Raw genomic sequence first — 26,171 nt, 5'->3', positions numbered from 1 at the left:
AAGACATAATATGTCAAGTGCTATCTGTTCCAATTAAAAAAGATTAATTACTTCATTTTCTGACCAGGCTGATAAATGGTAATGGTACAACTGTAATGAGCCAATTTCGTTGACTTTAATATTATCGATATCACGGTAAAAATGTTTCGGAAACTCAAATGATGCTTGAATAAGTCCTGGTGTTAGCCAGTCTTCAGGCACCGGGATCTCCTCAATGGCCGCTAATCGTTGTTGCGGATTTTTACCCATTTTAGTGGCAATACTCCAACCCCACTCGCCAAAACTTGGCACATTGTGATGGTACTGTTTTACGTTAAAACCGGCTGCGCCGAGGGTTTTACCCACCGAAATAAACGCGTTAGGCGCATGATACGGTGAGGTTGATTGCACCGTGATGACACCGTCAGAGTTGAGCAACTCGTTGAGTTTTCGATAAAACAAATCAGAGTACAGTTTATTTAAATCGGGATGGCTTGGATCGGGTAAATCCACAATAATGGCATCAAACATTTCACCCTGACTGAGTAATTTATCGACACCGTTAAAGGCGTCATCGACGACTAAGGTTAAACGCGGGTCGTTTAATGCATCGCCATTGAGGGTTAATAATGCCTCACTTAAATGAGCCGGCATGTCTGCGGGCGGTGTTTTAAATAGCGTTAATAAATCCTGATCTAGAGTCCATTAAGGTGACTGCTTTAGGCTGCCATTTGAGCACTTGTTTGAGCCCAAGGCCATCGCCACCACCAATAATTAATACTTTGTCGTGGCGGGCGCTGGCTGCCAACGTTGGGTGCACTAAAAAGCTATGGTATATGTGTTCATCGCTGCTAGAAAACTGTAAACGGCCATTGATGTACAAGTTGTACACGGGCGCAAGGCCACCACCACGAAGGCGCTCAGTAAAGTTAAGTTGCTGAAAACGAGTAGCCTTGGCATAAACCACTTTGTCTTTGTACAACAAATTATTAAAGTGCTGTTCCCAACTCGTAGCCTTTTACTGCCAGTAAACCAATAACAACGCTGGCAATGATATGGCCAACCAATAACAATTTTACATGACGAATTTGCGTCCAAAAACGCCAAATAAAAACCAGTCCCGCTAATAGGTTTACGCTGGCGGTTAATGCGGCGGCTAGTTGAATATCAATCGCCAACATAAATCCCACCCAAATGGCAGCTCCAATACCTGCGCCAATGTAATCGGCACCATAAATGGTGCCAGCATTGTGCAGTAAATGGGCGTCAGATAACGATTGTCGTACCCGAGCAATGAGTGGGATTTCCATGCCAATCATTAACCCCAGCAATACCCCCCAAACATAAGGCAGATATTCGCTTAAAGTTTGCAAGCTGGCAATAAAACCGCCATTAGGGATATGGTCTGGGGGTAAGCCAAGAGTGTTTGCAATGGCCAGTGGTAGTTGTTGGCCAAAGCCAATCACTGCGGCGGTAATGATAATCGCAAACGAGCCACACAATGCCACTGTGAGTTCAAGCATCGCAAAGCCGGTAAAGGCGCATTTTATTTTACGAGCAGCAAAGGCCCCCACACCCATAGACACAATCATTAAGCCAATCATGGTGTAAATGGCGGCTTCTAACGCGCCTAAAATACGCCCTGCATAGTGTGACAATAAGTATTCATAAATCAGGCCGCATCCCGCAAGTGCCGCCATAATGCCCAATAGCAGGGCATCGTCAAACCACGACACATTACGAGATACTGGGGCGCTTTGCTCTGCGCCCCCATGAGCAGACGAGTGGGGGCTAGACTCAAGCAAAGGGGTTGTCATAAATTACGCCATTAACCCCGTTAAAATCAGTGCAACTGCAATACTGATTGCCATTTCGACTGCGGCTATGCCAATGTTGTGCTGCTTTTCCACTTCTTCTGCCAAGTTAATGCCAGCTAAAACCAGCTTTTTCACTAAAGCAATGAGTAATGATAAGGCCACTAACATAATTAACGAGAACACAAACCAGCCAATGATGTTGCTGACATAGCCCGTCGGTTGATAAATAATAAAGTGACTGGCAGCGTTAAAGCTTAATGCCATGGCAATCATATAGCCACTATGACGCAGTGCTAAAGCGGTTTGGCCTTGAGCTAATGCTTGTTGCATTGAGGCTTCTTGGTTGCGTTTTGCGTAACGCTGTTCGCGTAGGCGAGTCAGTAGTACTAGCATTAACTGCGAGATTAAAAACGCACTAAAAATCGCGATAAAGGTGTTTACAGTGATGTCTTCTGCCCACATCAACACTGCACGAATAATAATGGCAGTCGCAATAGCTGCAGCAGCATCAACAACGGCAACAGACACGTTGCCTTTCAAAATTTCGGCATTTTTAGCAAACTCGTTTAACGCGATTTTGTCATGCAAAAAGCGCCCAAATTTAATGAGTACTAAACCAAATAAACCGTAAGCCGACATGCCAATGGCTTCGGTTAAATACGATGGTGCCGCTTCGCCAGTAATCGCACCCGTTAGCACAATACCTAATGCAGCAACGGCACCTGCGGTACTAATGCCAAAGGCAAAATTATCACGCTCAGCCAGTTCGGCACTGCTGTTCACTTTAATGCTCCAACCTTGCAGGTAACGCATCAATGCCAGCAACACAATCGCGATGCTTAAGTCGATGGCTAGGATGATCGCCAGAGGTTGAGTTAAGCCATATTCTTGAAAAAATGTCATGGGGAGTCCTTACCTATTTACCACGGCTAACACCGCGACTAGTGCGGCTGCTTGAGTTGCGGAAACTGCTGTCTTTAGAATAATTTGAACGAAACTTGCTGCTAGAACTAGCCGTGCGAGTCGTGCTACTGGGTTTTGGTGCACTGGTACTTTGACGCGACAAGGTAGTAGAGCCGGTACGAGTTTTAGCATATGGGCTATCAAATCGTTTACCCTGGCTGTCAAAACGCTTTTTAGTTTGTTCAAACGTTTTGGCTTGTGAAGTGGCCTGTTTTGGCGAGGTATAGCGATAACGTCCTACATCGTTGTAGTAGCTGTACCCACGACGGCTTGACCAGTTATCGTAATAAATGGGGCGCGTAAAATTAGAAAACATGGCGTACATGCCATACCAAGCCCAAAAAGACATGCCATTTGAGCCAGTTTGCCAGCTACCATAAGCTGGGTTACCCACTAATTGACTCCCCGGTTCTGTGCCATCCGTGCCGTTTGCCAATGCCTCAGCTTCACGGCTAATGGCGTTCACACGGGCTAATTGACCTTTAGACATGTCGGCAACCACGTTTACCGGGTCCGATAACATGTCATTGTATAAGCTGGTGTCTGCGGCTTGATATACGTTTTGCGCCTCAGCGAGTTGTTGGTCTAAATCAACAAAGTTAGCGCTATTGCTCAAATCCTTATATCGACGAGTTAGCGACTGAAACATAGGCCTTCGGTACCAGCATCTTTGGCTAATTCATTTAACAAGGGGGCTAAATCAGGCTGACGCTTAGCTAAAATACTGGTGTACTGCTTCAATAAATTGGCATTACGTAATTGATCGCCATCTAGCGATGTTGATAATAATTCCAGACGTTGTTGCGTTAATTGCTGGTACTTGGCAATTTGCTCAGGCCTTTCATCGCCACAAGCACTGAGCGTTAGCGCGACGACCATCACGGTTATCAATGTGAGTACACGGGGGAGGTGACCTACCATGTTTTCTCCAAAATGTAGATTTTTCATGTGCTAATTCAATATGACACAGGTTATAGTAATCTTGATGTCAATGATATTAATCTGCATCAATAGACTGTCATTAGATATAGCATTCACGACATAATATGTCCAACATTCATTTTCTTTAGGGATATTTATTGCCATGCAAAACCAAAGTAACAAGGTGTTATCTGCAGCGCTAGTCGAAACCGCAGATCGTTACTGGTTAAGACTCTGCGAAGTTTGGCCTGAAGCGACAACCGAGTTGTCCAAAGATCAACAGCAAGAGTTAATGTCGGTGTTTGCTTTAAGTGATTATATTGCTGAGCAATTATGTCGCCGTCCTGAATGGATAGTACAACTGTTTGATGGCCTATTAGATGACATTGACCGAAGTCAATTTGACAGCGAGTTACATGTTCAATTAGAAGATGTAACTCAAGAAGAACAGGCTAAATCAGTGTTACGTCGTTATCGTAATTTACAAATGGTGCGCTTAGCATGGCGCGACTTTTTAAATTACACCCCAGTAGAAGAGTCACTACTGGACTTATCATCGTTGGCAGAAGCCCTTGTTATTGCTGCTCGCGATTGGGTTTACCAAGACATGTGCAAGCAATTTGGCACGCCAACGAATGCAGAAGGTAAACCGCAGCCATTATTAATTTTAGGTATGGGCAAGTTGGGTGGCCGTGAGTTAAATTTCTCATCTGATATCGATTTAATTTTCACTTTTCCTGAACATGGCGAAACGGTCGGTGGTCGCCGCGCGCAAGCAAACCAACAATTTTTTATTCGCATGGGTCAGCGCCTGGTTAATATTTTGGATCAAGTTACCGTGGATGGGTTTGTGTTTCGCGTTGATATGCGCCTGCGCCCTTACGGTGAAAGTGGCCCATTAGTGGTTAGTTTTAGTGGCCTAGAGGATTACTATCAAGAACAAGGGCGCGACTGGGAACGCTATGCCATGGTGAAAGCCCGCGTATTAGTGCCTTGGAGCGGTTATTGCGACGAACTGCATGACTTATTACGCCCATTTGTGTATCGCCGCTATATCGACTTCTCGGCCATTGAGTCATTACGAAAAATGAAGCAATTAATTGCCCAAGAAGTCAGACGTAGGCAATTAACTGACAATATTAAATTGGGCGCAGGTGGGATCCGCGAAGTGGAGTTCGTAGTGCAAAGCTTTCAGTTAATTCGAGGTGGACGTGAACCTGCATTGCGTCAACAAAGCTTATTTGGCGCCATTGATACCTTATACAGTTTGGGGCAGTTAGAATATTTGGCCGTTGATGAGTTAAAGCACAGTTACATTTTACTGCGCCGCGTGGAAAACTTACTTCAAGCCATTGACGATAAACAAACGCAAACACTGCCTAATAACAACCTTGACTGGCAACGACTGTGCGTACCACTAGAGCTAGAAGACGAAACACAGCTGCGCGAGCAAATCGATAATGCAATGGCCACCATTCATGAGCACTTTAATGCCACCGTGGGTGGCAGTGATAACCATGAATATAACGATCATTGGTCATCGCTAGTTTGGAATATTCAGCAAGATGAAGACGCATTAGCCCTGCTGCAAGAGCAGCAGATTGAAGATGAAGCGCTGTGGCCGATGTTAAGCGACTGGCGTCAAACCGTGTCTAAACGCTCTATTGGCCTCGTGGCCGCGAGAACCTTAGACAAACTCATGCCCAAGTTGCTTGAAGAATTGTTTAATCAATCTATACCGAGTGCCGCATTTAAGCCTGTGTCTAACGTGTTGGATAAAATTTTAACCCGCACGACTTACCTTGAGTTGTTATGTGAAAATCCAGGCGCAAGGCAACAGCTCGTGAGTTTATGTTGTGCTAGCCCTTGGATTGCGCGAGAACTGGCTAACTTCCCGATGCTGCTTGATGAGTTAATAGACCCATCGCAGTTATATGACATTACCTCTATTGATGATTACCCAAGCGAGTTACGTCAATATTTACTGCGCGTGCCAGAAGATGACATGGAGCAGCAAATGGAAGCGCTGCGACAATTTAAGTTGTCGCAGCAGCTAAAAATTGCTGCAGCAGATGTCACCGGTGTATTGCCAGTTATGCAGGTAAGCGATCATTTAACCTTTTTAGCTGAAGCCATTATTGAACAAGTGGTGTTGCAAGCATGGCATCAAGTGTCTGAGCGTCATGGGGTTCCAGAAGGGACGAGCCCTAGTGAAATGGGATTTGCGGTGATTGGCTATGGCAAATTGGGCGGTCTAGAGTTAGGTTATGGTTCCGATTTAGATTTGGTCTTTTTACACGGTCATAGTGGTGCGGGTAGCACTAATGAGCCAAGATCAATTGATAACAGCCACTTTTATTTAAAATTAGCTCAGCGGATTGTGCATTTATTTGCAACTCGTACGACCTCGGGTGAGCTATATGAAGTTGATATGCGTTTGCGTCCGTCGGGGTCTTCTGGTTTGTTAGTGAGCGAAATTGAACAGTTTGGTCAATATCAGTTAACTGAAGCCTGGATCTGGGAGCATCAAGCATTAGTTAGGGCGCGTTTTGTTTTTGGTGATTACACCTTAGCTGGGCGCTTTAGTGACTTGCGTGGACAAATATTGCAACAAGCGCGCAATCAAGCCGACCTTGCCAAAGCGGTGCGCGATATGCGGATAAAAATGCGTGATCATTTGTTGCACGTTGAGCCTGGGCAGTTTGATCTTAAGCAAAGCGCTGGCGGCATTGCAGATATTGAATTTATTGCCCAATACTTAGTTCTCGCTCACGCCCATCAACACCATGATTTGACCATTTGGTCTGATAACGTACGGATTTTTGAAGTACTTGCAGACCTAGAGTTGTTGCCCGTGATGCATGCGCAACACCTGACGCAAACCTATTGCTGGCTGCGTGATGAAAACCATGAACTGACGTTACAACAGCTACCCGGTAAATTGCCTTACTCTATAGTTGAGCAAAAAACTAACGCTGTGATTGAAATATATAATGAGATTTTACAGCCATAACAGGATGCCAAACTGCGAAAAATGCTCATGTTAGTTTAGCACTCAATAGTATAAATAGGCCTACTGCTTATACTCAGTAGGCCTTAATGGTTGAGGCTGTTACATCCAGAGTTGCTCAATCCACATTTGATAAATAGGCAAACCAATGAGTACGTTAATTGGGAAGGTAATGCCAAGAGATGCCAGCATTGCCAGCCCAATATTAGCATCTGGAATGGTAGCTTTAATCGCCGCAGGTGCAGCAATGTATGACGCGCTGGCACTGAAGGCCGCTAATACTATAATACTGCCTGAAGGTAAATCTAGAGCCATTCCTAAACCAATCCCCACCCACGCCAACACAAACGGTACTACCGCAGCAAAAATCAATAAGTGCCATTGCTTATATGGAATAGGAAAACACACTTTAGCCGTGCTGATGCCCATTTCTAATAAAAACAAAGCTAATAATGTTTTAAAACCAGCGAGCAGCATAGGGGTTAATGATCCATACCCGTTGCACCATATGTCCAACCGATAACCACGCCACCGCACAGTAATACCACGCCACGGCTTGTTAGTGCTTCATGCAAAATACTAACCGCAGAGGAATGCACTTCATTGCCCGCTGTTTTGACTTGCAGGTAACGGTGTAGCCATAACATGATAACAATGGCAGGCAGTTCGAGTAACACTAAATATAACGTAGTTTCAGGACGTAAAGGCCATTGTGATTGATCAACCATCGCCATCACAACCGCAAAGGTTCCTGCACTCACTGAACCATAATGAGCGGCAATGCTAATGGCTTCTTTTTGCGGTAATTTAATGAGTTTTCGTAAAAGCGGGTACAAGCTCAGTGGGGTTATAAAGCCTAAAGCAATGACTGCCAGTAATTCAGATATCGCTAGACTGGCGGTTTCACCGTGTAATGCCATGCCGCCTTTAAGACCAAGGGTCAGCATCAGTAAAATAGACAAGGTTTCGGAGGTGGCTTTGGGGACTTTTAAATCTGACTTTATCAGCCCAGCAATTAAGCCGAGGGCAAAAAAAGCTATCACAATATCAGGTATCGTCTTGGCTTCTGTCTGTTATTCTGCTGGTTAATAGAGTAGGGCGATTCTGCCTTGTTGTAAGGCGAAAGGGAAATGTTTTAACTTTATTTATAACAATATTGGACAGTATTAATATTGCAGGCGTATTGTAGAGAATGTGTTGTCCAGCGGATGATTATTATGAAAAATGAAATTGATATTCAACGTGCGCTCAAGGTGTTTAACAAAGTCACCCAATACGGTGAAAAACGCGTAACCAGCCATGAGGGTAGTAACAGTATCTATGGTGATGGTTACCATTTGTGTGGCATCAATGCTCAAACCGATCACGATGGTTACACTATTGTATTGTCTGATGCTCAAGTGAGTTTAACGGTGTTTTTTCACAATAAATACCAATTTGACTACCCAACAAACGATGCTTTAGACAATTTTTTACGCCGTTTTACAGACGTTGAAAGTTACCAGGTTGCCAACGCTATTTGATTGTTGGGCTTAAAGCCCATTGTTGCATTTCTATGAGGCGGCTGTAGGTACGCCTAAATTCAAATGTCAGCGCACCTGAGGGGTAAAGGTCTTCCAATGCCCGTTGACTGTGTATGATCAAAATGACTTTTTGATCATACATTTCGTCAACTAAACTAATAAAACGTCGAACAGGATCGTCTTCGCTGGCATAAGCCAATTGTCGCTCTCCCGTTGTCGTCGCCAGTGCCCCATCTTCAGTGCCTCTCGCCCTAATCCAAGTACGTACTTCTCCACCTAGCAGCGGCACATCACTGAGTAAAATATGGCTAAACTGGCCTGCAATCTCAATGTAATCTAACGTCGACCTTGAGCCTTGGCATAATGCGGTAAATTCAAACCAGGCATAGTCTCCGTACTGAGCTTGTATGGTGATGTCACGCTGACAAATGCGCAATGTGTGTGTGGTTTTTTGTGCAAGATGATGTTGTTCAATTGAGCTGTACTCATCAACAGCTTGCTTGCATATTTGAACAAACATGTTTTCGGGAGTCTGGGTTGATGGTAGTTTCAGCCATGCCGGTTTAGGGCTGCTGTGTGATCTAGCTTGATGACTGAGCCGATGATCTTTATTACCGTTCAGGTGGATCTCTTGAGTGTATTGTTTCAACAAGCCAATGGTGGGTACAAACCTGTCTCGTTGTAAACCATTTTTGTATAAGTCGATAACCGGAATATTAGAGGTGGCGACTAAGGTGACTCCTGATTGGAACAAGGTTTCAAATAATCTCGCCAGCAAAATGGCATCACCAATGTCTGACACAAAAAACTCATCAAAACAGATGATTTGATACTGCTCAGCTATTTGCTTAGCAATATGGGTGAGTGGATCTCGGATCCCAGAGGTTTGGTTAAGCTGCTGGTGGAGCATGGCCATAAAACGATGAAAATGCAGTCGCATCACAGTGTTTTGCGCCTGCTTAGGGTGCTGACTCAGGCACTGACAAAACAAATCCATTAAAAATGTTTTACCCCTACCTACATCTCCCCATAGGTATAAACCTTTATCTATGGAGGGGGAGTGAATAAATTGTTGGTATAGCGTATCTAATGCTAACAAGGCCTCTTGTTGTGCTGGGTCTGCTGTTATTGCCGTTTTTTCAATGTGTTGTGAGTCTGCACCTATCGCTTGTTGGTAAGCCTGCAATGGCGACATTGCCTGAACGATAGAGGAGTTAGGACATGCTAATGGCGCGAGAGCATCTCCCGATGAATACATGGCTAAACTTTGTTTGATTGATGGTTTTAGTGATGGCTTTAATGATTGTTTTTGCAAATGATTTTGCACTTTTTTAAGGTTGTCTTTTGCTGCGTATGTAGGCTTATGCTTGGGATCAGTCGTTGGCATAACAGTTCGGGCTATTTATTGATCTAGGTACTATAGCATGAATAGTAAGCTTTATTGTGCCGTCCATTTACTTTAAGATTTGTCACTACCTGTAACAATTTATACAAATTATATTAACTATCTGAGCAGGTTAGATAATTAATGTGATAGGTATTTAACCTTAATAAGGACAGCAAGTGAATAATAACAATAAGGGGATAACCTACATTGGCGCTGACATGTCACTCGAAGGTGACATGACCATTCAAGACTCCAGCGATGATTGCTGGCAAGACAATGGGAACAATCAGTTCAAGCAGCCAAATCAATATCACAGTCGGTGGTGAGGTTGAAGGTGAGGTCTATTGCCAAGAGATGCGCGTATCGGGCGTCTTTAAAGGTAAATTACATTGCAACAAACTGATTATTGTCAGCTCGGGCGTGGTCGACGGTGAGGTGTCTAGTCACCAAATGGAGATTTACGACGGTGGCCAATTTGTGGGTATGCGGAGTAAAGGCCACTGACGAATCCGTTTTGCCACCAGCCACATCATCAACAATAAAAATGCCAACAATCCAGGACAACCACACTAAAACATCATCTCGTAAGTTGGCTTATGCTGCCGTCGCTGCGGCGGTGATTATTGGCGGCATACTATTGCAACCTACAATCAGTTCATTACTGAATAAAGATCAGGAGCAGCCTTTACAAGCAAGTGTGAATACTGATGCATCAGAGAACGACATTGCGCAAAATGCAGCATTATTATTGCAAGACGTTGAGCTGCAAAGTGAGTTTATAGAACAACAAGAAGAGTTAATCGGCGCAGGCCAATCTGATATCAACACCGCAATGGAAGACTTGCACGCATTAGAACAAACCAGTCAAGAGCTTGGCGACACCTTACACGGTGATGAGCAACACTTTGAAGACAGTGAGGCCGAGTTATCATTGCCTACAACACCCAATAAGCCGTGATAAAAAATGGCCTGGTCAACTCAGTTAACCAGGCTATTTTTTTAGTCTTAGAGGTGCTTACGGGTTAATGCGGGTAGGCATACCGCTACGATTTTCTAATAATCGTTTTAACACCGTTGAGTCGGTTTCTGGATGAGCAAGAAAACGGGTTAACTCTTTGTCCAAGGTTAATGACACAGGCTCTTTAGAGTCAAACTCTTCTTGAGTTTTCGATAAAGGTTCGTGCACTTCAATATAACGGCTACCATCAGGCTCTGCTGTGGCTTTAATCGGTTTATTTAAAAACTCAACGCGAGTACCAACTGGCACGGTTTCAAATAAATGCTTAATATCATCATCGCGTAAACGAATACAACCTGAGCTCACGCGTAAACCAATACCGAATGTGGCGTTAGTGCCATGAACCGCAAACAAGTTACCAACATACAGCGCATATAATCCCATTGGGTTATCTGGGTATGCTGGCCATACCGCGGGTAAAGTAATGCCATTGGCCGCATAAATGCGACGGGTATTGGCTGTCGGTGTCCAGGTTGGTCTCTCACGTTTGCGATGTACTTTAGTCACCCAGTTCTCTGGGGTGTCACGGCCTATTTGGCCAATACCAATCGGTAACACTTCAACGATATTTTTACCCTTTGGATAATAATATAGGCGCATTTCAGCAGAGTTAATCACAATGCCTTCTTGCTTAGTGTCTGGCAGAATTAACTGGTGCGGAATAATTAAGGTACTACCAGGCTTAGGTAAGAATGGGTCAACACCTGGGTTTGCTTCAATAAGGTTAGTTAGCCCTAGTTGAAATTCTGCCGCAATTTGCTCTAGTGTTAATTTACCTTCTTGAGGTACCACATAATATTGGTTTTGACCGACTAATTTGCCGCCGTTAGTGGGTAAACGGTATTCAACAGCAGCACTTGAAAAACTTAAGATTATGGTAGACGCGGCAACGAATGCGGAGCGTAACGAATTCATCATAAGGGTTATATCATTCCTAAAAATAGACGTTATAAAAGTCAGACTACAATATCTTTCAAAGCTTGACTATTGAATAGCGCGCATCCTCACTTATTACGTCTAATATTTCAACTGATTTTTTGCTGTTGACTCATTTTAATTTTAAGCGTTTGGCTAGGCGATGTAAGTTGCCAGAATCAAGCTGTAAACTACGTGCGGTGGCAGCCCAGTTTCCTTCGTGTTGCCCCAACACTTGTTGAATAAACTGACCTTGGAACTGGTCGGTTGCATCTCGCAAGCTCATTTGCGCAAAAGATGTTACTGATTGTTTAACGGCTACTTTTTTTGGGGCTGTTGCGACATGCTCTGTAGAGGTAGCAAACTCAAAATGATGCGGTTGTATGGTGCACATGCCATCGTGAACCCCAGCGGATTTGGCTAATACTGCCGCGCGATGAATGGCATGTTCAAGTTCGCGAATGTTACCTGGCCAATCGTAATGGTTGAGTAACGCTAGCGCATCGTGACTTAACCCTAAATGAGGCAACAGCAATTGTTGGCGATAACGCTCAATAAAAAAACCGGCCAATAAATGGATGTCTCTTGGTCGCTCTCTAAGCGCTGGCACCACAATGGGGAACACACTTAAACGATGATATAAATCGGCTCTAAAACGCCCCGCCAGCACTTCACTTTTTAAGTCTTTATTGGTGGCAGCAATAATCCGCACATCCACTTTTAAACTGCGGTCATCGCCCACTTTTTGCAAATCACCGTACTGCAACACCCGCAGTAATTTTGCTTGTAAATTAAGCGGTAACTCACCAATTTCATCTAAAAATAATGTGCCTTTATCTGCCACTTCAAATTTACCACTACGGTGGCTAATAGCGCCGGTAAAAGCCCCTTTTACATGGCCAAATAGTTCACTTTCAGCAACCGACTCAGCTAATGCGGCACAGTTTAAATACACTAGCGGTTTATCGGCGCGGGGAGAGTGCTGATGTACGGTTTTGGCGATGAGTTCTTTACCTGTTCCGGTTTCGCCTAAAATCAGCACGTTTAACTCGGTCGCGGCAACCACATTCACTTCATTGAGCAAGGCCATAAAGCTGTCGTCTTGGCCAATGATCTCAGTTGCAGTATCGAGCTGCCCAGTGGGTTTACTGCTACTAATGGTAAAGTTACTCGCTTGTTTTTCGAGTTTATCAATCAGCAAGGCATTATTGAGCGAAGCGGCAGTAATGGCGCTAATGCTGCGTAATTCATTATTACTGAACTGGTCAAATTTATTGGGGTCGAGTGCGTCGATGGTTAATGCCCCAATCAGTTGATCGTTGGCAAACAAGGGTAATCCAACACAGGCATGCACTTTTAAATCACCGTCTACATTAGGAATTAAACCATCATAGGGATCAGGCAATATACTGTCGGCAGGAAAGCGCACTACATCACCGGCTCGCGCGATGGCCTCAAGCCTTGGGTGCTCATTAACAATAAAGCGCCTGCCCAATACATCAGCGCTTAAACCATCAATGGCTAATGGGGTAAATTGATGGCCCTGAAACGACAATAACGCTGCGGCATCACAGTCTAGGGTGTCTCTGAGCGTGGTGAGTAAACGTGAAAAACGATCGCGAGTTGATAAATTTGCGGTGATATCAAGTGCAATACGGGTTAAGTCGGTTTGACTCAATGCCATGGCAAACTCCGATGATGTTGCTGTACTGTCATTATGACAAATGTGAATATAACAGCAAGTGTTAGGCGTCACTAGGATTACAAAAGAGCCGCTATGTTCATAAAAGGGCGCTTTTGTGAGTTAATTACTCGGTTCTAGTGTTATGCCAATGCGACGGTTTGCTTCGCTTTAGCACTCTTACTACTAATGGCTTTTTTGATCAGGTCAAATAGAAACGCTGCCATCAATAATCCACCAACACTAAAGATAATGTCGCCGAACATTCTCATCCATACGAGGTTTTCAACTAACTCACTGTGAATAACCGCAGGTGAGCGGGCATACCAGTAACCGTGGTCGATAGCGGCAAAGAATTGTACAATACCTACAGGCAATAGCGACATAAAGACCATCGCAGCCAAGCCGATGTTCAATGTCCAAAATGCGCCTTTAAGGTATTTATGGTTCCATTGCATATTGCCTGTTAATCCACGTAAGCAGAACAGCATTAACCCCATTCCTAACATGCCGTATACACCCATAAATGCTGCGTGAGCATGAGTAGCCGTCGTGTTTAAGCCTTGAATAAAGTACAGCGAAATAGGCGGGTTGATTAAGAACCCCAATACCCCAGCACCCACTAAATTCCAAAATGAGGTGGCAACAAAAAACATAATGGCTCCAGTGATAACGCTCCATCCAAGGGCTGGCTTTACGTAATCGATAAGTCTCCATTGCTTCAAAGCCTATGAGAGCTAAAGGCACCACTTCAAGAGCCGAGAATATCGCGCCCCATGCAATGACTGAGGTTTGAGTGCCAGTAAAGTACAAGTGGTGCAAGGTGCCGATTAAGCCACCGGTTAAAAAGATAACCGTAGAAAACAATACTGCACCGTTGGCACTGCGTGCACGGATTAAGCCTAAGCGAACTAGCATTAATGCAATAACCGAGGTGGCAAAGGTTTCAAAGAAGCCTTCTACCCACAAATGCACAACCCACCAGCGCCAATACTCTGCAATTGCAAGGTTTGAGTGTTTGCCCATAAATAGGCCTGCACCATAAAACAAACCAATAGCAACACATGAGGCATACAGCACCCAAATAACCGGTTGCATGTCGTTACTCACTTTTAATGCAGGGCGCATAGATGCCGTAACCAGTGCCAACCAAATCAATAAACCACCCAGTAATAGGATTTGCCATACACGGCCTAAATCAATGTATTCATAGCCTTGATGACCAAATAAGAAGTTCATGTCGAGATCAAAATATTGTTGTACACCTAACCATTCACCCGCCATTGAGCCTAATACCACGACCACTAAAGCAACCCACAATACATTAACGCCAAGGCGTTGATATTTCGGCTCATAACCAGATAATGCTGGTGCGATATAAAGACCAGTACCTAGCCATGCAGTGGCAATCCAAAATACGGCCAGTTGCGTATGCCAGGTACGCGTAACCGAATAAGGTAAGATTTCAGAGATGGTGATGCCGTAAAACTCCTGGCCTTCTACTGCGTAATGCGCGGTCACGCCTCCCAATAATATTTGCAGTAAAAACAGACCAATAGCGGTAATAAAGTATTTGCCTACTGCTTTTTGCGATGCAGTCGGTTTAGTGTGAAATAACGGATCTTCTTTCGCCGGTTCAGGTAACGACTCTTCTTTACAGCTGGCGTGATGCCAAATCAACATCCCGACACCTAAAATCAGGGTGATAACACTTAATATTGACCACACGATATTGTCTGAGGTGGGTAAGTTGCCGATTTGTGGGTCGTACGGCCAGTTATTGGTGTAGGTGTAATCATAACCTGGGCGCTCAGTGACTGCGGCTCATGCCCCCCAAAAGAGGAAAGCATTTAATAACTCACGATGTTCAGCATCGGTTATTGTGCCTTCTTTCATGGCGTATTGTTCACGCAGTGAGCTTAATTCTGGGTCGTCACCAAATAATGACAAATAATGTTGCATCACTTGGTTAATAGCTGCAATACGCGTATTTGACAGTGCAACATAGGTCTTGTCTTCAGCCCCTTCAATCACAGTATTATGACGAATATCATTTCTAAGGGCTTTTTCTAACCCCGCTTGTTGCTCAGTATCAAGATCAGCAAAATCGCGGTTAAATCGTTGTTTTGCCGTAATAGACAGCCAGGCTTGTGCTTCACGATGTAACCAGTCTGCCGTCCAGTCGGGTGCCACATAAGAGCCATGACCCCAAATTGAGCCTAACTGATGCCCACCCATTGATCGCCAAACAAGTTGACCTTGCTCAATATCATTTTGGGTAAATACAGGCTGACCACTGGTGTCAGTAAACGCCGTTGGAATAGGCGGTTTCTCTCGATAGATACCACTTCCTAAACTGAGTAACACAGTAAAAGAAGCCACTAGCACGATTAGCAGTGCAATGCCGGTGAGTTTGTTTTTGCTCATAAGTCCTCTTAGCGCAAAGTCATTTAGATACAGATGACCTGACATTACACAAGCCGTGCCAACTTGCTTTTTCTTATTAAGGTATTGATTTATTTGCAAGTGTTGTAATAAGTGGTTGATAGTTAGTGTCATATAGACAATTTTGATGATTGTCTCTATGACACTGTGGTGTCAAATTGACTGCGCGTTTGATGGGTAAACCAGTTTGAAGTGATTCAATGTGTAAATTTTTAACATTTTTTAAATTTAACGCAATATAAGCAAACCCAGATAAACACTAGGGTCGTGTTAATTTATTGTTGCATTTTACTCTGCTCAGGTTGTTTTGTAACCCTTTTATACTATGGACAACATAAGCTTTGGCGCTAATAGTATAAAATTGTTCACTAAATGGAATTAGCAATGATGCACTATAAAAAAATTATTTTTAGCTTAATCGCTAGCCTGCTCATTTTTACGCCATACAAAACTGAGGCCAGCCAGTTGCCTGAATGTCAAACGGCACAATGTGTTGAATACTTTAAAGCCTACCGCATTTTGACCAAACGAGGTCACTCATCTGCAATGGCAATGTTAGGTGAGTTTTATTATGCTGGATATGGCACAGATAAAAACATAGACAAGGCGTTAAAGTGGTATCGCCGTGCAGGTAAATACGTATTAGATGCTAAATACAAAGCAGGGGTATTGTATTTACAAGATACCCATTTAAAAGATGTTGAAGAAGGCCTTGACTATTTGGGGTTCGCCTCAAGAATGGGTCATTCTCAATCATCATATCTACTTGGTAAGTTGTATTTAGGCGGCGGTATGGTAGATGAAGACTTGGCAAAAGCTGACAAATACCTAACTCTTGCCTACGAGCAAAACAATTATGCCGCAAGACATTATGGTCAGACACTCTATTTACACGAGAGCACAAAAGACTTACCACTGACGGCATTGTATGGCTTGGTTGCGCAAGATGTTGTGACTTTAAAGCAAGAGCAAAACACTTCAGAAGACCAAACGGCGGCGGTTGTTTTCCCTGAAGGCGAAATGGAAACGCTGGATGTGACAATGGATACGTTTGAGGATATGTTTGACTCTCACATTGCTCAATTAAATCATATGATCCCAGACACATCAAAAGGCACTGGCTCAAATATCCCAGGGCAAACATGCGCTAAAATGTGGGGCTGTAGCAGTGAAGGTGATAGCTTGCGCATAGGTGATGTTATGCTTTCTGACTGGGGCTTAGAGACTCTTCAATTTAGAATTGAAGGTTCGGTATTCAATATTAGATAAAAGAATGTTAAAAAAGCCAAGTAACCTTTAGGCTTAACCCAAAAAGTGACTCAATGTGAGTCACTTTTTTATTGCCAGCCTATTTTCCACTGCTGCGGATCTTTTAAATCGCGCCATTCGATAGCAAATTCTGCGGCGTTCATTTCTGCGCGAATAATGCATTCAATGACATTTTGTTGTTCGTCATATTCCACTTTTATTACGCTAAAGTGCTTAAGCTTATTAGCCACCTCGACTTTGGTCCATTTGCTGTGAAGTAATTTCTTAGGGTGAATTCGATTCATGTGGTTCTCTATTTGCCTACGACGTTAGTTAGCGCCAGATGGCTGGATAAATGGCAGTAATTGGTTGAGCTCATCGATAACAATGTCTGCAAGGTCTTGATAACGCTTTTCAACACCGTGAGTAATTAAACAGGCTACCATCCCAGCATTATTGGCGGCTTGAATGTCATATAAATAATCACCAACATACATAATCTGCCCAGGTGCTACTTGCCATTGATTAGCGATGGCTAATAATGCATCTGGAGCCGGTTTGGCTGGGTAGTCTTCACGAGTTATCACATGATCAATCGCGATGGCATTTTGCTTCACCTTCATGGTGCTGGCCGCAAGACTGTTGCGGGTGACAATGGCTGTAGGCATTTTTGCCGCTTCAATGGCACTAATTAATTCGGCCATGCCTTTGATGGGCTTAGCGGCTATTGCGTCTTGGTATTCATGCTCAATAATAATGTCATTGGCACGACTTTGGCTGGTTTGACAGTTCAATTCATCAACGTATTTAAGTAGGTCGATACCTTCTGGGCAGCCGATTTGTTGGCGAATTAAATCAAAGTCTAAACTCGACTCAACTAGAGTACCGTCTAAGTCGAAAATAATGCCTTTAATTTGCACAGGTAATTTCAATGTTTAGCCTTAAAGTTGATTTATTTTGATCATTTTTATTTGATAAATGACTATGTGTAGTTATTACTCAAACGCAATAGATGTTAACTCAATTGCAAACGGCACTTGCTGTTTTTGCGCAACAAGAAAACCAATACGCTCAATTTCCAGCAGGTTTAATGTCGGTGCATTTTTTATCACTCGCCCTCTAAAGCTGACAGTGAAATCTGTTGCGGTAAAAGTGTGCTCAGTAACGGTATCCGCTTGGGTTGTAAAGTTAGCAACGTACGCTTCACCATAAGATAATTGGCGTGTTTTTAAACGCAGTTGATAAACCTTACCATCACTTTTAACTGCAATAGTGAGTGCTGATGCAGCAGATATTTGATGCTTAAACCGAGACTCTGTCGATGCGAATCCACCGTTATTGTCTAACGACACATTACCGGTAAACAACAGTTCTTGCTGTTGATTCTGTTTGATTTGGCTTTGTGATACACCGCCCATCACGGTGTCATTATTGATCTGCCAGCGTTCAAAATGATCCTCATCTGCAAAACGAAATAACATATTATCCTCACTCGCTGCGTAAGCCGAATTGATTAACAATACCGCGACAACAGCGCTATTGGTCAAGGTGTTTTTAATCAGTTTATCAGTGTTAAAGGCTAACATCATTGATCCCCTATCAGTATCGTTTCGTTTTGGTTCGGTAAATTTCGCCGTAAAAAAATGGCTTATCAGGGTGAGGGATAAGCCAAAGGGTCTTACGGAGGTTGGTTACACTTTCATGCATAAGGTTAAATCGGGTCTGGTTTAATGGCAATGGATGTTCTGGTGGTTAACCACTGGTGGATCATCAATAACGCTAATTCATTCATTAGTAAGTTTTACGTGAGTCATTGGGATTCGGTTCAATTTATTTTAGATTTACTCAACAGACCTCAATATAAGCGCTTAATGAGCTAAAACTGAGTCTTGTTATTCATGGCGTTCTATCACACAAATCAGTATCCTAGTATGAGGTTTTATTAGGATTAACATATGTTAAACGTAAACGATGGAGCATCACCTGCAACCCAAGATCTTAGCTTTAATGTGGTGAGCATTAACTTATTTAACTTTATTGAACCGCCTTATGCGTTTTATGATTTTGAAAACATTTACAGCGACAAACAATGGCAAAAAAAGTGTGCTTGGTTAAGTGATTTTATTGAACAAAGTCAGCCAGACATTATCGGTTTTCAAGAAGTGTTTAGCCCAGATGCCTTAGCTAAATTGACCCAATCATTGGGGTATGACTATTTTATTGCCTTAGATGAGCCTGAAGTGGTGAGCGATTACGTATACCGCAGCCCTGTGGTGGCTATTGCGTCAAAATATCCGATTGTGGAATCAGTTAATGTCAGTCCCGATCCGCAATGGATTGCTCAATTAGGCTTAGCTGACTCCTTTGCCTTTAGCCGTAAACCTTTACGGCCACGATTCAATTACCGGTATTTGATCCATGCGATTGTTATGTTATTCATCTTAAATCAAAGCGCAGCGGCGTAAGCCGTGAAGATATTAGCGAAAGTGGTTTGCAAGGCGAGCCAGATTTTGTGGCACGGCAGGTACTTGGACGTTGGGCATCGAGTTTACAACGCGGCAGTGAATCTGCATTGCTGTGCCATCAAATGTTAATGCGCCGCCAACAAAGCCAGCAACCGTTTATGCTCATGGGCGACTTTAATGACACTTTAGGCAGCGAGTTGCTAGCGGCCTTTAATAATCAACTGCGGGTGTTTCGCAGTGATATTGAAGACCCGCAATTAGCCAAGCTTAGCGAGACCGCGTTAATGGCAGAGTTGCATCAAAGCAGTTTGTACGACAGTTATGAATTGTTTATAGCCGCAACAAAATGTAACGCAACATTGGCACAAGATGAGTTTGAATCGGCGTCGATAATAGATGATGAACCACATGCTGCACGACAAGCTACACACTATTATGGCAACACAGGATCTGTACTTGATTATATTTTAGTGTCGAGTGAGTTTAATCCCACTCAACAGCAAAATTTGGCGCATGTTATTGGTTATCAAACCTTCGACAGGCACCTTGTTCGACCCGATTATGAACGCGACAGTGACAGTACTGACCACGCACCAGTGATGATGCGCTTTAGCGTCAGAACCTAAGTCTAGATAATTTTAGCCTTAATAAACATCAGCAAAGCATTGGCTTTACTGATGTTATTTTTGCAGGTGCGATATTGTGGGTTCTTGGCTTAATCACGCCTATTTGATGTTTTCTTCGTACATCAAATAATGACTTTGCTGCATGCCAAGAGACTCATAGGTTTTTTGAGCAACGGCGTTGTCATGTTCAACATATAATCTAAAGCTTGCTGTACCACCATTGGCCGCGGCAAAGTCTTTCACTGCCTGGTAAAGCTTGCCATAAATACCCTGACGACGATTTTGCGGACGAACATACACACTTTGAATCCAGTAATAATTACTGGCGCGCCAGTCACTCCACTCATAAGTGACCATCAGCGAACCGACAATTTCGTCATTCACTTCAGCGACTAAATAAACGCCCCGTTCAGGATGAGTTAGTAAACCTTCAACGCCTTGAGTGAGCTTGTCTGCGTCTAGGGTGAGGTTTTCGGTTTCCATTGCCATGGCTTGATTAAAATTAACTAGGGCGTGTAAATCGGCGTGTTGGCCAGCTCTTATTATCATGAAACTCTCGCAAATAATTGGATATTGAGGAATGCCGCGATTGTTAATGAATTTTTATTTATTCGTTTGCGGCAGTTTTAGTGTACGCCAATATCACACCGCTTAGTAATACCAATTCCACTAATTATCTGGTCATTCAGCGGGAATTCTGTACCTTCTAGGCAAGTAATAGGATTGTAGGCATAGTTGCTCTCGGCAACTGCTCCTGCGTTGCTCTACCTCCTGCATCCATGCAGTCGTACGTCAAAATACTATTAAGCAGCATAGAAGGTACAGAAACCCGCCTTGCAGGAGACGCTCAGACAGTCCATTTCTTTGTTACATTGCCTTAGAAGGGATAACCATTATTTCAACAATGCGCCTCAAACTGAACAGTCTGAGCGACTCTGATTGGTCACATAATTAATGGAAATGGTATAAGAGCATATGAGCAAACACATGGATAAAATCGGCGTTATTGGGGGTGATGGCTTGAGTAAGTAAACACTGCACGGGCAACAATGGCTTGCAGTGCCTTTGTTTAAAGGCTAAATCGAACAGCTGGTGCATATTTATACACGTAAACTGACTGGTTGTAGCAAATAAAAATAGGTTATGTCGATAAGCGATTTCACTCTGGCGTGAGGATAATCTTGAGTATTATTCATGCACACGCTTTAGCGTAAACCTTATTAGTGCTCACTTATTTACCACTGTCCACTAACGTATAATTGAAATTATTGTGACTATGCAGTAATGTGACGCCACGACAATTTAGATCAATGTCACAAACTGCATAAATTGATGGAGATAATTATGAAAGTTGCTGTATTAGGTGCTGCTGGTGGTATCGGCCAGGCTCTAGCTTTACTGTTAAAAACTCAACTGCCTGCGGGCTCAAAGTTGTCTCTATATGACATCGCTCCTGTTACTCCGGGTGTTGCGGTTGACTTAAGTCACATCCCAACAGACGTAGAAGTAAAAGGTTTTGCTGGTGAAGATCCAACGGCTGCATTAGTTGATGCTGACGTCGTATTAATGTCTGCTGGTGTAGCGCGTAAGCCTGGTATGGATCGCTCTGATCTATTCAACATCAACGCTGGTATTGTGCGTAACCTAATGGAAAAAGTAGCTGCCACTTGCCCTAAAGCATTAGTGGGTATTATTACTAACCCAGTTAACACCACTGTAGCGATTGCTGCTGAAGTATTGAAAAATGCCGGTGTTTACGACAAAAACCGTTTATTCGGTATCACAACACTTGACGTTATTCGCAGCGAAACCTTTATTGCTGAACTTAAAGGCTTAAACGTTGCTGACGTTAAAGTGAACGTCATCGGCGGCCACAGCGGTGTGACCATTCTGCCACTACTTTCTCAAGTTGAAGGCGTGACTTTCACTGATGAAGAAGTTGCCGCAATGACCACTCGCATTCAAAACGCAGGTACTGAAGTTGTTGAAGCTAAAGCCGGTGGCGGCAGCGCAACATTATCAATGGGTCAAGCAGCATGTCGCTTTGGTTTATCATTGGTTCGTGGTCTACAAGGCGAAGCCAACGTGGTTGAATGTGCCTACGTTGACGGCGGCAGTGAGCACGCTGAATTCTTCGCACAGCCAGTTGTACTTGGCAAAAACGGCGTAGAAAAAGTATTACCTTACGGTGACATCAGCGCATTTGAAGCTAACGCTCGCGATGCAATGCTAGACACCCTTAAAGGCGACATCAAATTAGGCGTTGAATTTGTTAAGTAATTAACAAATCGATGGTCTAAAAAACGCGAAGCTAATGGTTTCGCGTTTTTTTTGCTTAAAATGCCTAGCAACTAGCAACTAGCAACTAGCACCGAATAGCTCGTCTATCAATTTATTCCCATTTCATCATTCACTCTATCTATAGCCACAATCTTTCAAAGCTTCAACTCCTAAAGTTTATTGCTCAACCTTTCATCAACATACCGACATTATTTTTCATGTGGATCTAAAGTGCCATTGCTGTTTGGCGCAAAATTCTGCAAGTTACTAATATGTTAAATTTGGAAACCGCTGAAATGATGAATAAAAAATACAGCTTAACCCTGCCGCTGCTTTTACTGGGTTGTTTTTTTCAATCAAGCTTGCTCAAGCAACCGACACGCCTTATATCCCGCTCACCGATTTTGGTGATAATCCCGGTGCGCTGACAGGCTTTTATCTTCCAGCGACTGATGGCTCAAATGTTTCTCATCCAGAGGAGACCTCTTTGGTGGTGTTACTGCATGGTTGTATTCAAGATAGTGTTGAGTTGGCGAACAAAAGCGGCCTAACGTCATTAGCGATAGCGAATCAATTTGCGGTCTTAGTACCACAGCAGAGTTATGACAATAACGTAAAGGGTTGTTTCAACTGGTTTGCAAGTCAAGATACGCAAATAGACAGTGGTGAAATGTTATCGATAAAAAACATGATAATCACCACTCAAGAAAAACTAGGCGCAAAGCATGTTTATGTCATCGGGTTATCTGCGGGTGGCGCTATGGCCAGCGCTGCTATTGTCAATTACCCCAATCTATTTCAAAGCGGTGCTGTCATCGCTGGCTTACCCTATCCCTGTGCCGACAATTTGATCAAAGCCATCTCTTGTATGAAACAAGAGCCTGCGCAGTCAATTGAAGAATTGATCCAATTTGCTAAAGCAATACACCCTCAGCAAACACACTGGCCTTCATTAAGTATTTGGACAGGTGACAGCGACAATGTGGTCAATGCTAACAATGCGAAAATGCTCGCATCTCAATGGAAAGTGTTAACTCAATCTAACGCTAAGCCAACGGTGACAAATGAATCTGGATACAGTATTTCGCGCTGGAAAGATCCTCAGAATAAGCAGTCAATCGAACTCGTTACTATTAAAGATTTTGGCCACGGCATTGCCGTTAATCCAGACATAAAACATGGAGGAGAAGAAAGTGACTATCTGCTTAGGGCACCAATAAGCAGTGTGATAGAAGTGATTAAGCTTTGGGGGCTTTAATCAAAGTAAAAAATATAACATTTTGTTTTTGTTATTAATTAACTGTTTGTCTTTTTAATGCCTAGACCAAAACACATACTACTATAGTACCGATTCAATGTTGTTAAAAATGCTATAGAGTCCATATGTGAACAGATAATAGTAAATCAAAATAAGTCGTAAACCAGAATTAGTAGTAAGTAAAACCATTAATAATAAATATTACAACGGGGATCTGTATGAAACAGAATACTATTAAAATGAGCTGTATCGCCTTAGCCATTTCATCGGTGTTGAGTGCGCAATATGTTGTTGCCGCAGAAGAAGAAAATAACAGCGGCGCTAAACAACCTGTACTAGAACGCATTGAAGTGACCGCACGTAAAACCGTGGAAAGTTTGCAAAATGTGCCAGTGGCGGTGACATCGGTTAGTGCCACAGAGTTAGCCGAAAATGGCATCAGCGTGATGACAGAAATTCAGCAGTTTTCCCCCAACACCACATTGCAATCAAGCCGAGGCACTAACTCTACACTAACAGCCTTTATCCGCGGTGTTGGCCAAGAAGATCCATTATGGGGATACGAGCCAGGTGTCGGAATTTATATTGATGATGTCTATATTGCCCGTCCGCAAGGTGCGGTGTTAGATATTCTTGATGTGCAACGTATTGAGGTTCTTCGTGCACTCACAGGGCACGTTATATGGCAAAAATACTATTGGTGGCGCAGTTAAGTATGTGACCAAAAAAATGTCTGGCGATGGGGAGTTAAGCCTTAAAGGTACCGTTGGCAGTTATGGCCAAAAGGATGCCAAAATTGCAGGCCAATTACCCATTGTTGACGACAAACTCTATGTCGGTTTTGCCTTTGCGAGTTTAAACCGTGACGGTTTTGGGGAATTTAAAACCTCGGCATTAGATGGCCAAGATACCGAAAACTATAATAAAGATGTTATGGCGGGTCGGTTAAGTGTTGAATACACACCTAACGACGATCTGTTTATGCGTTTTACGTATGATAAAACCCAAGATGATTCTAATTCAAAAGGGGGTTATCGACTGCTTCCTAGTTTGTTAACCGATGCCCCAGTGCCAAACAGTAAATACGACTCTTACACCAGTATGCCGACATGGAATAAGGTCGAAACCGAAGGCTGGAGTGCGACGGTTGAATATAATTTCAATGAGAATTGGAGCGCTAAATCGGTGACAGCTAAGCGTGAAGGCGAGTCACTCACCAATATCGACTTTGATAATACCAGCTTACGTATTTTTGATGTGCCCGCCATTTATGAAGATGAGCAATTTAGCCAAGAGTTTCAAGTTAACTATGTTGGTGACAATCTCAATTTAGTCTCTGGCATTTACTATTTTGATGGTGACTCCTGTGGCGTTTTTGATGCGATTTTAGAAGAAGCCTTTAAAGCATTTGGTGGGTTAACTCGCGAGGTTAGCGGTTGTAATAATAGCGAAAGCTACGCGGCATATGTGCAAGGGTCATACAGCTTTACCGAGAAATTGTCGATGACATTAGGCGGTCGCTATACTCGCGAGTCTAAAGAAGCCACGGTATATAACGGAGTGATATTCGATAGCATATATCCTGAAACCGGCTGGTATCCTGGTTTTGTACGCGATGACGCCTTAATTGAATCACAGATCCCTAAAGTGCTCGACGATGAAGAAACATGGTCTAAATTCAATCCACGAGTGGGTCTAGAGTATCAAGTGAATGATGACTTGATGGTCTTTACCAGCTACTCACAAGGCTTTAAATCGGGCACGTTTAACCCAAGGGCAACGGGAGCCGAGCCTGCGGTTGATCCTGAAACGGTCAACTCATACGAAATTGGTTTTAAAAGTGAGTGGAACGATAATCTTCGTGTAAATGCCACCGCATTTTACCTCGACCATAAAGACAGACAGTTTGTGACAGTGTTACCGGGCGATGATAATTCTGATCTTAATCAACGTTTAGGCAATATCGGTAAATCAACCGCAACAGGCTTAGAGCTTGAAGTTGAATTTGCGGCTACTGAGTCACTGAATTTGTTTGCTAATGTTGGCTTAATTGATGCGTCATTTGATGAAGTGATCTCTTACGACGACGAGGGTACTAAAATTGATATTAGTGATACCTACACTATTACTAACACCCCAGATACCACAGCCAATCTAGGCTTTAGCTATAATATGGAATCAGATATTGGCAGCTTTATCTTTAACGGTAATTACTATTACCGCAGCGATTACGATTTAGCGGTAGTGGATAACCTATTGAGTCAGGACGGCTATGGTTTGCTTAACTTTGGCCTAAATTGGTATAGCAATGATGGTCATTGGAATGCTGGATTACATTGGAAAAACGTCACAGATGAAGAGTACTTGGTCGGTAACTACGCCTTTGTCACACCAACAGGCGATGGTGATTTTACCCCTGGTTTAGGCGGCGATAATACCTTAATTGGTTACTATGGCGACCCAGAGACTATTTCATTAACGGTTGGCTATACGTTCTAATCGTTGTGGTCACTTATTAAGGAGACCATCACATCAGGTCAGATAAGAATAGCCGGTCTCATCAGAACCGGTTATTCTTTTTATCGCTCATATACCCAAACAATAACAACAATATTAACGAATGTAAGGGAATCAT

17 protein-coding genes and 5 pseudogenes are annotated in these 26,171 nt (G+C 43.2%); 10 read left to right on the top strand and 12 right to left on the bottom strand.

Annotated features, from left to right (window positions below):
* Positions 1-33 precede the first annotated feature (33 nt).
* From N4T56_RS15920 to N4T56_RS15910, 3 genes and pseudogenes are all read right to left on the bottom strand, one after another.
* Positions 34-1,796, bottom strand: a pseudogene (locus N4T56_RS15920) (polyamine aminopropyltransferase).
* A gap of 3 nt (positions 1,797-1,799) precedes the next feature.
* Positions 1,800-2,699: a DUF350 domain-containing protein gene (locus N4T56_RS15915; protein WP_261733921.1), complete on the bottom strand. Its 900-nt coding sequence runs from the start codon at positions 2,697-2,699 to the stop codon at positions 1,800-1,802.
* Between the two features lie 13 nt (positions 2,700-2,712).
* Positions 2,713-3,680: pseudogene (locus N4T56_RS15910) on the bottom strand (hypothetical protein).
* Positions 3,681-3,837: 157 nt separating this feature from the next.
* Between N4T56_RS15910 and glnE the strand changes: the two are divergent.
* Positions 3,838-6,693, top strand: coding sequence for a bifunctional [glutamate--ammonia ligase]-adenylyl-L-tyrosine phosphorylase/[glutamate--ammonia-ligase] adenylyltransferase (gene glnE, locus N4T56_RS15905; RefSeq protein ID WP_261734852.1), 2,856 nt, complete (start codon positions 3,838-3,840; stop codon positions 6,691-6,693).
* A gap of 99 nt (positions 6,694-6,792) precedes the next feature.
* Here the strand turns inward: glnE and N4T56_RS15900 are convergent.
* Positions 6,793-7,745: pseudogene (locus N4T56_RS15900) on the bottom strand (sodium-dependent bicarbonate transport family permease).
* Positions 7,746-7,907: 162 nt separating this feature from the next.
* On the opposite strand from N4T56_RS15900, the gene N4T56_RS15895 reads away from it, so the two are divergent.
* Positions 7,908-8,213: a DUF3081 domain-containing protein gene (locus tag N4T56_RS15895; protein WP_261733920.1), complete on the top strand. Its 306-nt coding sequence runs from the start codon at positions 7,908-7,910 to the stop codon at positions 8,211-8,213.
* Here the strand turns inward: N4T56_RS15895 and zapE are convergent.
* Positions 8,206-9,408: a cell division protein ZapE gene (zapE, locus tag N4T56_RS15890; protein ID WP_390904127.1), complete on the bottom strand. Its 1,203-nt coding sequence runs from the start codon at positions 9,406-9,408 to the stop codon at positions 8,206-8,208. The two genes, N4T56_RS15895 and zapE, sit on opposite strands and share 8 nt — an antisense overlap.
* Before the next feature lie 468 nt (positions 9,409-9,876).
* On the opposite strand from zapE, the gene N4T56_RS15885 reads away from it, so the two are divergent.
* Together N4T56_RS15885 and N4T56_RS15880 are read left to right on the top strand one after the other, a co-directional pair.
* Entirely contained in the window at positions 9,877-10,104 is a 228-nt protein-coding gene (locus tag N4T56_RS15885; protein ID WP_261733918.1) for a polymer-forming cytoskeletal protein, read from the top strand.
* Between the two features lie 40 nt (positions 10,105-10,144).
* Complete coding sequence (locus tag N4T56_RS15880; protein WP_261733917.1) at positions 10,145-10,558, top strand: hypothetical protein; 414 nt, start codon at positions 10,145-10,147, stop codon at positions 10,556-10,558.
* Between the two features lie 57 nt (positions 10,559-10,615).
* Here the strand turns inward: N4T56_RS15880 and N4T56_RS15875 are convergent, their stop codons facing one another.
* The 3 genes and pseudogenes from N4T56_RS15875 to N4T56_RS15865 form a co-directional block, all read right to left on the bottom strand.
* A complete protein-coding gene (locus N4T56_RS15875) occupies positions 10,616-11,533 on the bottom strand; it encodes a L,D-transpeptidase family protein (protein ID WP_261734851.1) in 918 nt (305 codons plus the stop codon).
* Between the two features lie 133 nt (positions 11,534-11,666).
* Positions 11,667-13,217, bottom strand: coding sequence for a nitric oxide reductase transcriptional regulator NorR (norR, locus tag N4T56_RS15870; RefSeq protein ID WP_261733916.1), 1,551 nt, complete (start codon positions 13,215-13,217; stop codon positions 11,667-11,669).
* A gap of 140 nt (positions 13,218-13,357) precedes the next feature.
* Positions 13,358-15,641, bottom strand: a pseudogene (locus N4T56_RS15865) (nitric-oxide reductase large subunit).
* A 402-nt stretch (positions 15,642-16,043) separates the two neighbouring features.
* Between N4T56_RS15865 and N4T56_RS15855 the strand changes: the two are divergent.
* On the top strand, positions 16,044-16,928 hold the full coding sequence (locus tag N4T56_RS15855; protein WP_261733914.1) for a tetratricopeptide repeat protein: 885 nt from the start codon (positions 16,044-16,046) through the stop codon (positions 16,926-16,928).
* Positions 16,929-16,996: 68 nt separating this feature from the next.
* Here N4T56_RS15855 and N4T56_RS15850 read toward each other — a convergent pair whose 3' ends face one another.
* From N4T56_RS15850 to N4T56_RS15840, 3 genes are all read right to left on the bottom strand, one after another.
* Positions 16,997-17,212 carry a TIGR02450 family Trp-rich protein gene (locus N4T56_RS15850; RefSeq protein WP_261733913.1) on the bottom strand — a complete coding sequence of 72 codons (216 nt, stop codon included), beginning with the start codon at positions 17,210-17,212 and terminating at the stop codon, positions 16,997-16,999.
* 24 nt (positions 17,213-17,236) lie between these two features.
* Positions 17,237-17,839 (bottom strand): HAD family hydrolase, encoded by a 603-nt coding sequence (locus N4T56_RS15845; RefSeq protein WP_261733912.1) that lies wholly within the window; start codon positions 17,837-17,839, stop codon positions 17,237-17,239.
* A 63-nt stretch (positions 17,840-17,902) separates the two neighbouring features.
* Complete coding sequence (locus tag N4T56_RS15840; protein ID WP_261733911.1) at positions 17,903-18,496, bottom strand: CIA30 family protein; 594 nt, start codon at positions 18,494-18,496, stop codon at positions 17,903-17,905.
* A gap of 366 nt (positions 18,497-18,862) precedes the next feature.
* On the opposite strand from N4T56_RS15840, the gene N4T56_RS22560 reads away from it, so the two are divergent.
* Together N4T56_RS22560 and N4T56_RS22555 are read left to right on the top strand one after the other, a co-directional pair.
* Positions 18,863-19,372: an endonuclease/exonuclease/phosphatase family protein gene (locus N4T56_RS22560; RefSeq protein ID WP_315903065.1), complete on the top strand. Its 510-nt coding sequence runs from the start codon at positions 18,863-18,865 to the stop codon at positions 19,370-19,372.
* Positions 19,373-19,419: 47 nt separating this feature from the next.
* The gene (locus N4T56_RS22555; protein ID WP_315903064.1) at positions 19,420-19,998 is read left to right on the top strand and encodes an endonuclease/exonuclease/phosphatase family protein; all 579 of its coding nucleotides are present in this window, start codon (positions 19,420-19,422) and stop codon (positions 19,996-19,998) included.
* Positions 19,999-20,097: 99 nt separating this feature from the next.
* On the opposite strand, the gene N4T56_RS15830 is transcribed toward N4T56_RS22555, so the two are convergent.
* Complete coding sequence (locus tag N4T56_RS15830; protein ID WP_188953753.1) at positions 20,098-20,547, bottom strand: GNAT family N-acetyltransferase; 450 nt, start codon at positions 20,545-20,547, stop codon at positions 20,098-20,100.
* Positions 20,548-21,342: 795 nt separating this feature from the next.
* Here N4T56_RS15830 and mdh point away from each other — a divergent pair.
* From mdh to N4T56_RS15815, 3 genes and pseudogenes are all read left to right on the top strand, one after another.
* Positions 21,343-22,278 (top strand): malate dehydrogenase, encoded by a 936-nt coding sequence (mdh, locus tag N4T56_RS15825; protein WP_261733910.1) that lies wholly within the window; start codon positions 21,343-21,345, stop codon positions 22,276-22,278.
* Between the two features lie 343 nt (positions 22,279-22,621).
* Complete coding sequence (locus tag N4T56_RS15820) at positions 22,622-23,536, top strand: extracellular catalytic domain type 1 short-chain-length polyhydroxyalkanoate depolymerase (protein ID WP_261733909.1); 915 nt, start codon at positions 22,622-22,624, stop codon at positions 23,534-23,536.
* A gap of 218 nt (positions 23,537-23,754) precedes the next feature.
* Positions 23,755-26,035: pseudogene (locus N4T56_RS15815) on the top strand (TonB-dependent receptor).
* Positions 26,036-26,171: the final 136 nt, after the last annotated feature.

Origin of the sequence: Shewanella phaeophyticola, from assembly GCF_025398315.1 — a bacterium.
GTDB lineage: Bacteria > Pseudomonadota > Gammaproteobacteria > Enterobacterales > Shewanellaceae > Shewanella > Shewanella phaeophyticola.
The sequence above is the reverse complement of the archived record's forward strand: the minus strand, read 5'-3'. Positions and strand labels throughout refer to the sequence as shown.

Excerpts from the sequence above, each read along its gene's own strand:
- N4T56_RS15915 (WP_261733921.1), bottom strand. The coding sequence starts at position 2,699 with ATGACATTTTTTCAAGAATATGGCTTAACTCAACCTCTGGCGATCATC.
- N4T56_RS15850 (WP_261733913.1), bottom strand. The coding sequence starts at position 17,212 with ATGAATCGAATTCACCCTAAGAAATTACTTCACAGCAAATGGACCAAA.
- N4T56_RS15875 (WP_261734851.1), bottom strand. The coding sequence starts at position 11,533 with ATGAATTCGTTACGCTCCGCATTCGTTGCCGCGTCTACCATAATCTTA.
- N4T56_RS15885 (WP_261733918.1), top strand. The coding sequence starts at position 9,877 with ATGGGAACAATCAGTTCAAGCAGCCAAATCAATATCACAGTCGGTGGT.
- N4T56_RS15895 (WP_261733920.1), top strand. The coding sequence starts at position 7,908 with ATGAAAAATGAAATTGATATTCAACGTGCGCTCAAGGTGTTTAACAAA.
- N4T56_RS15880 (WP_261733917.1), top strand. The coding sequence starts at position 10,145 with ATGCCAACAATCCAGGACAACCACACTAAAACATCATCTCGTAAGTTG.
- mdh (WP_261733910.1), top strand. The coding sequence starts at position 21,343 with ATGAAAGTTGCTGTATTAGGTGCTGCTGGTGGTATCGGCCAGGCTCTA.
- N4T56_RS22560 (WP_315903065.1), top strand. The coding sequence starts at position 18,863 with ATGTTAAACGTAAACGATGGAGCATCACCTGCAACCCAAGATCTTAGC.
- N4T56_RS15830 (WP_188953753.1), bottom strand. The coding sequence starts at position 20,547 with ATGATAATAAGAGCTGGCCAACACGCCGATTTACACGCCCTAGTTAAT.
- N4T56_RS15855 (WP_261733914.1), top strand. The coding sequence starts at position 16,044 with ATGATGCACTATAAAAAAATTATTTTTAGCTTAATCGCTAGCCTGCTC.
- N4T56_RS15840 (WP_261733911.1), bottom strand. The coding sequence starts at position 18,496 with ATGATGTTAGCCTTTAACACTGATAAACTGATTAAAAACACCTTGACC.
- norR (WP_261733916.1), bottom strand. The coding sequence starts at position 13,217 with ATGGCATTGAGTCAAACCGACTTAACCCGTATTGCACTTGATATCACC.
- zapE (WP_390904127.1), bottom strand. The coding sequence starts at position 9,408 with ATGTCGCCATTGCAGGCTTACCAACAAGCGATAGGTGCAGACTCACAA.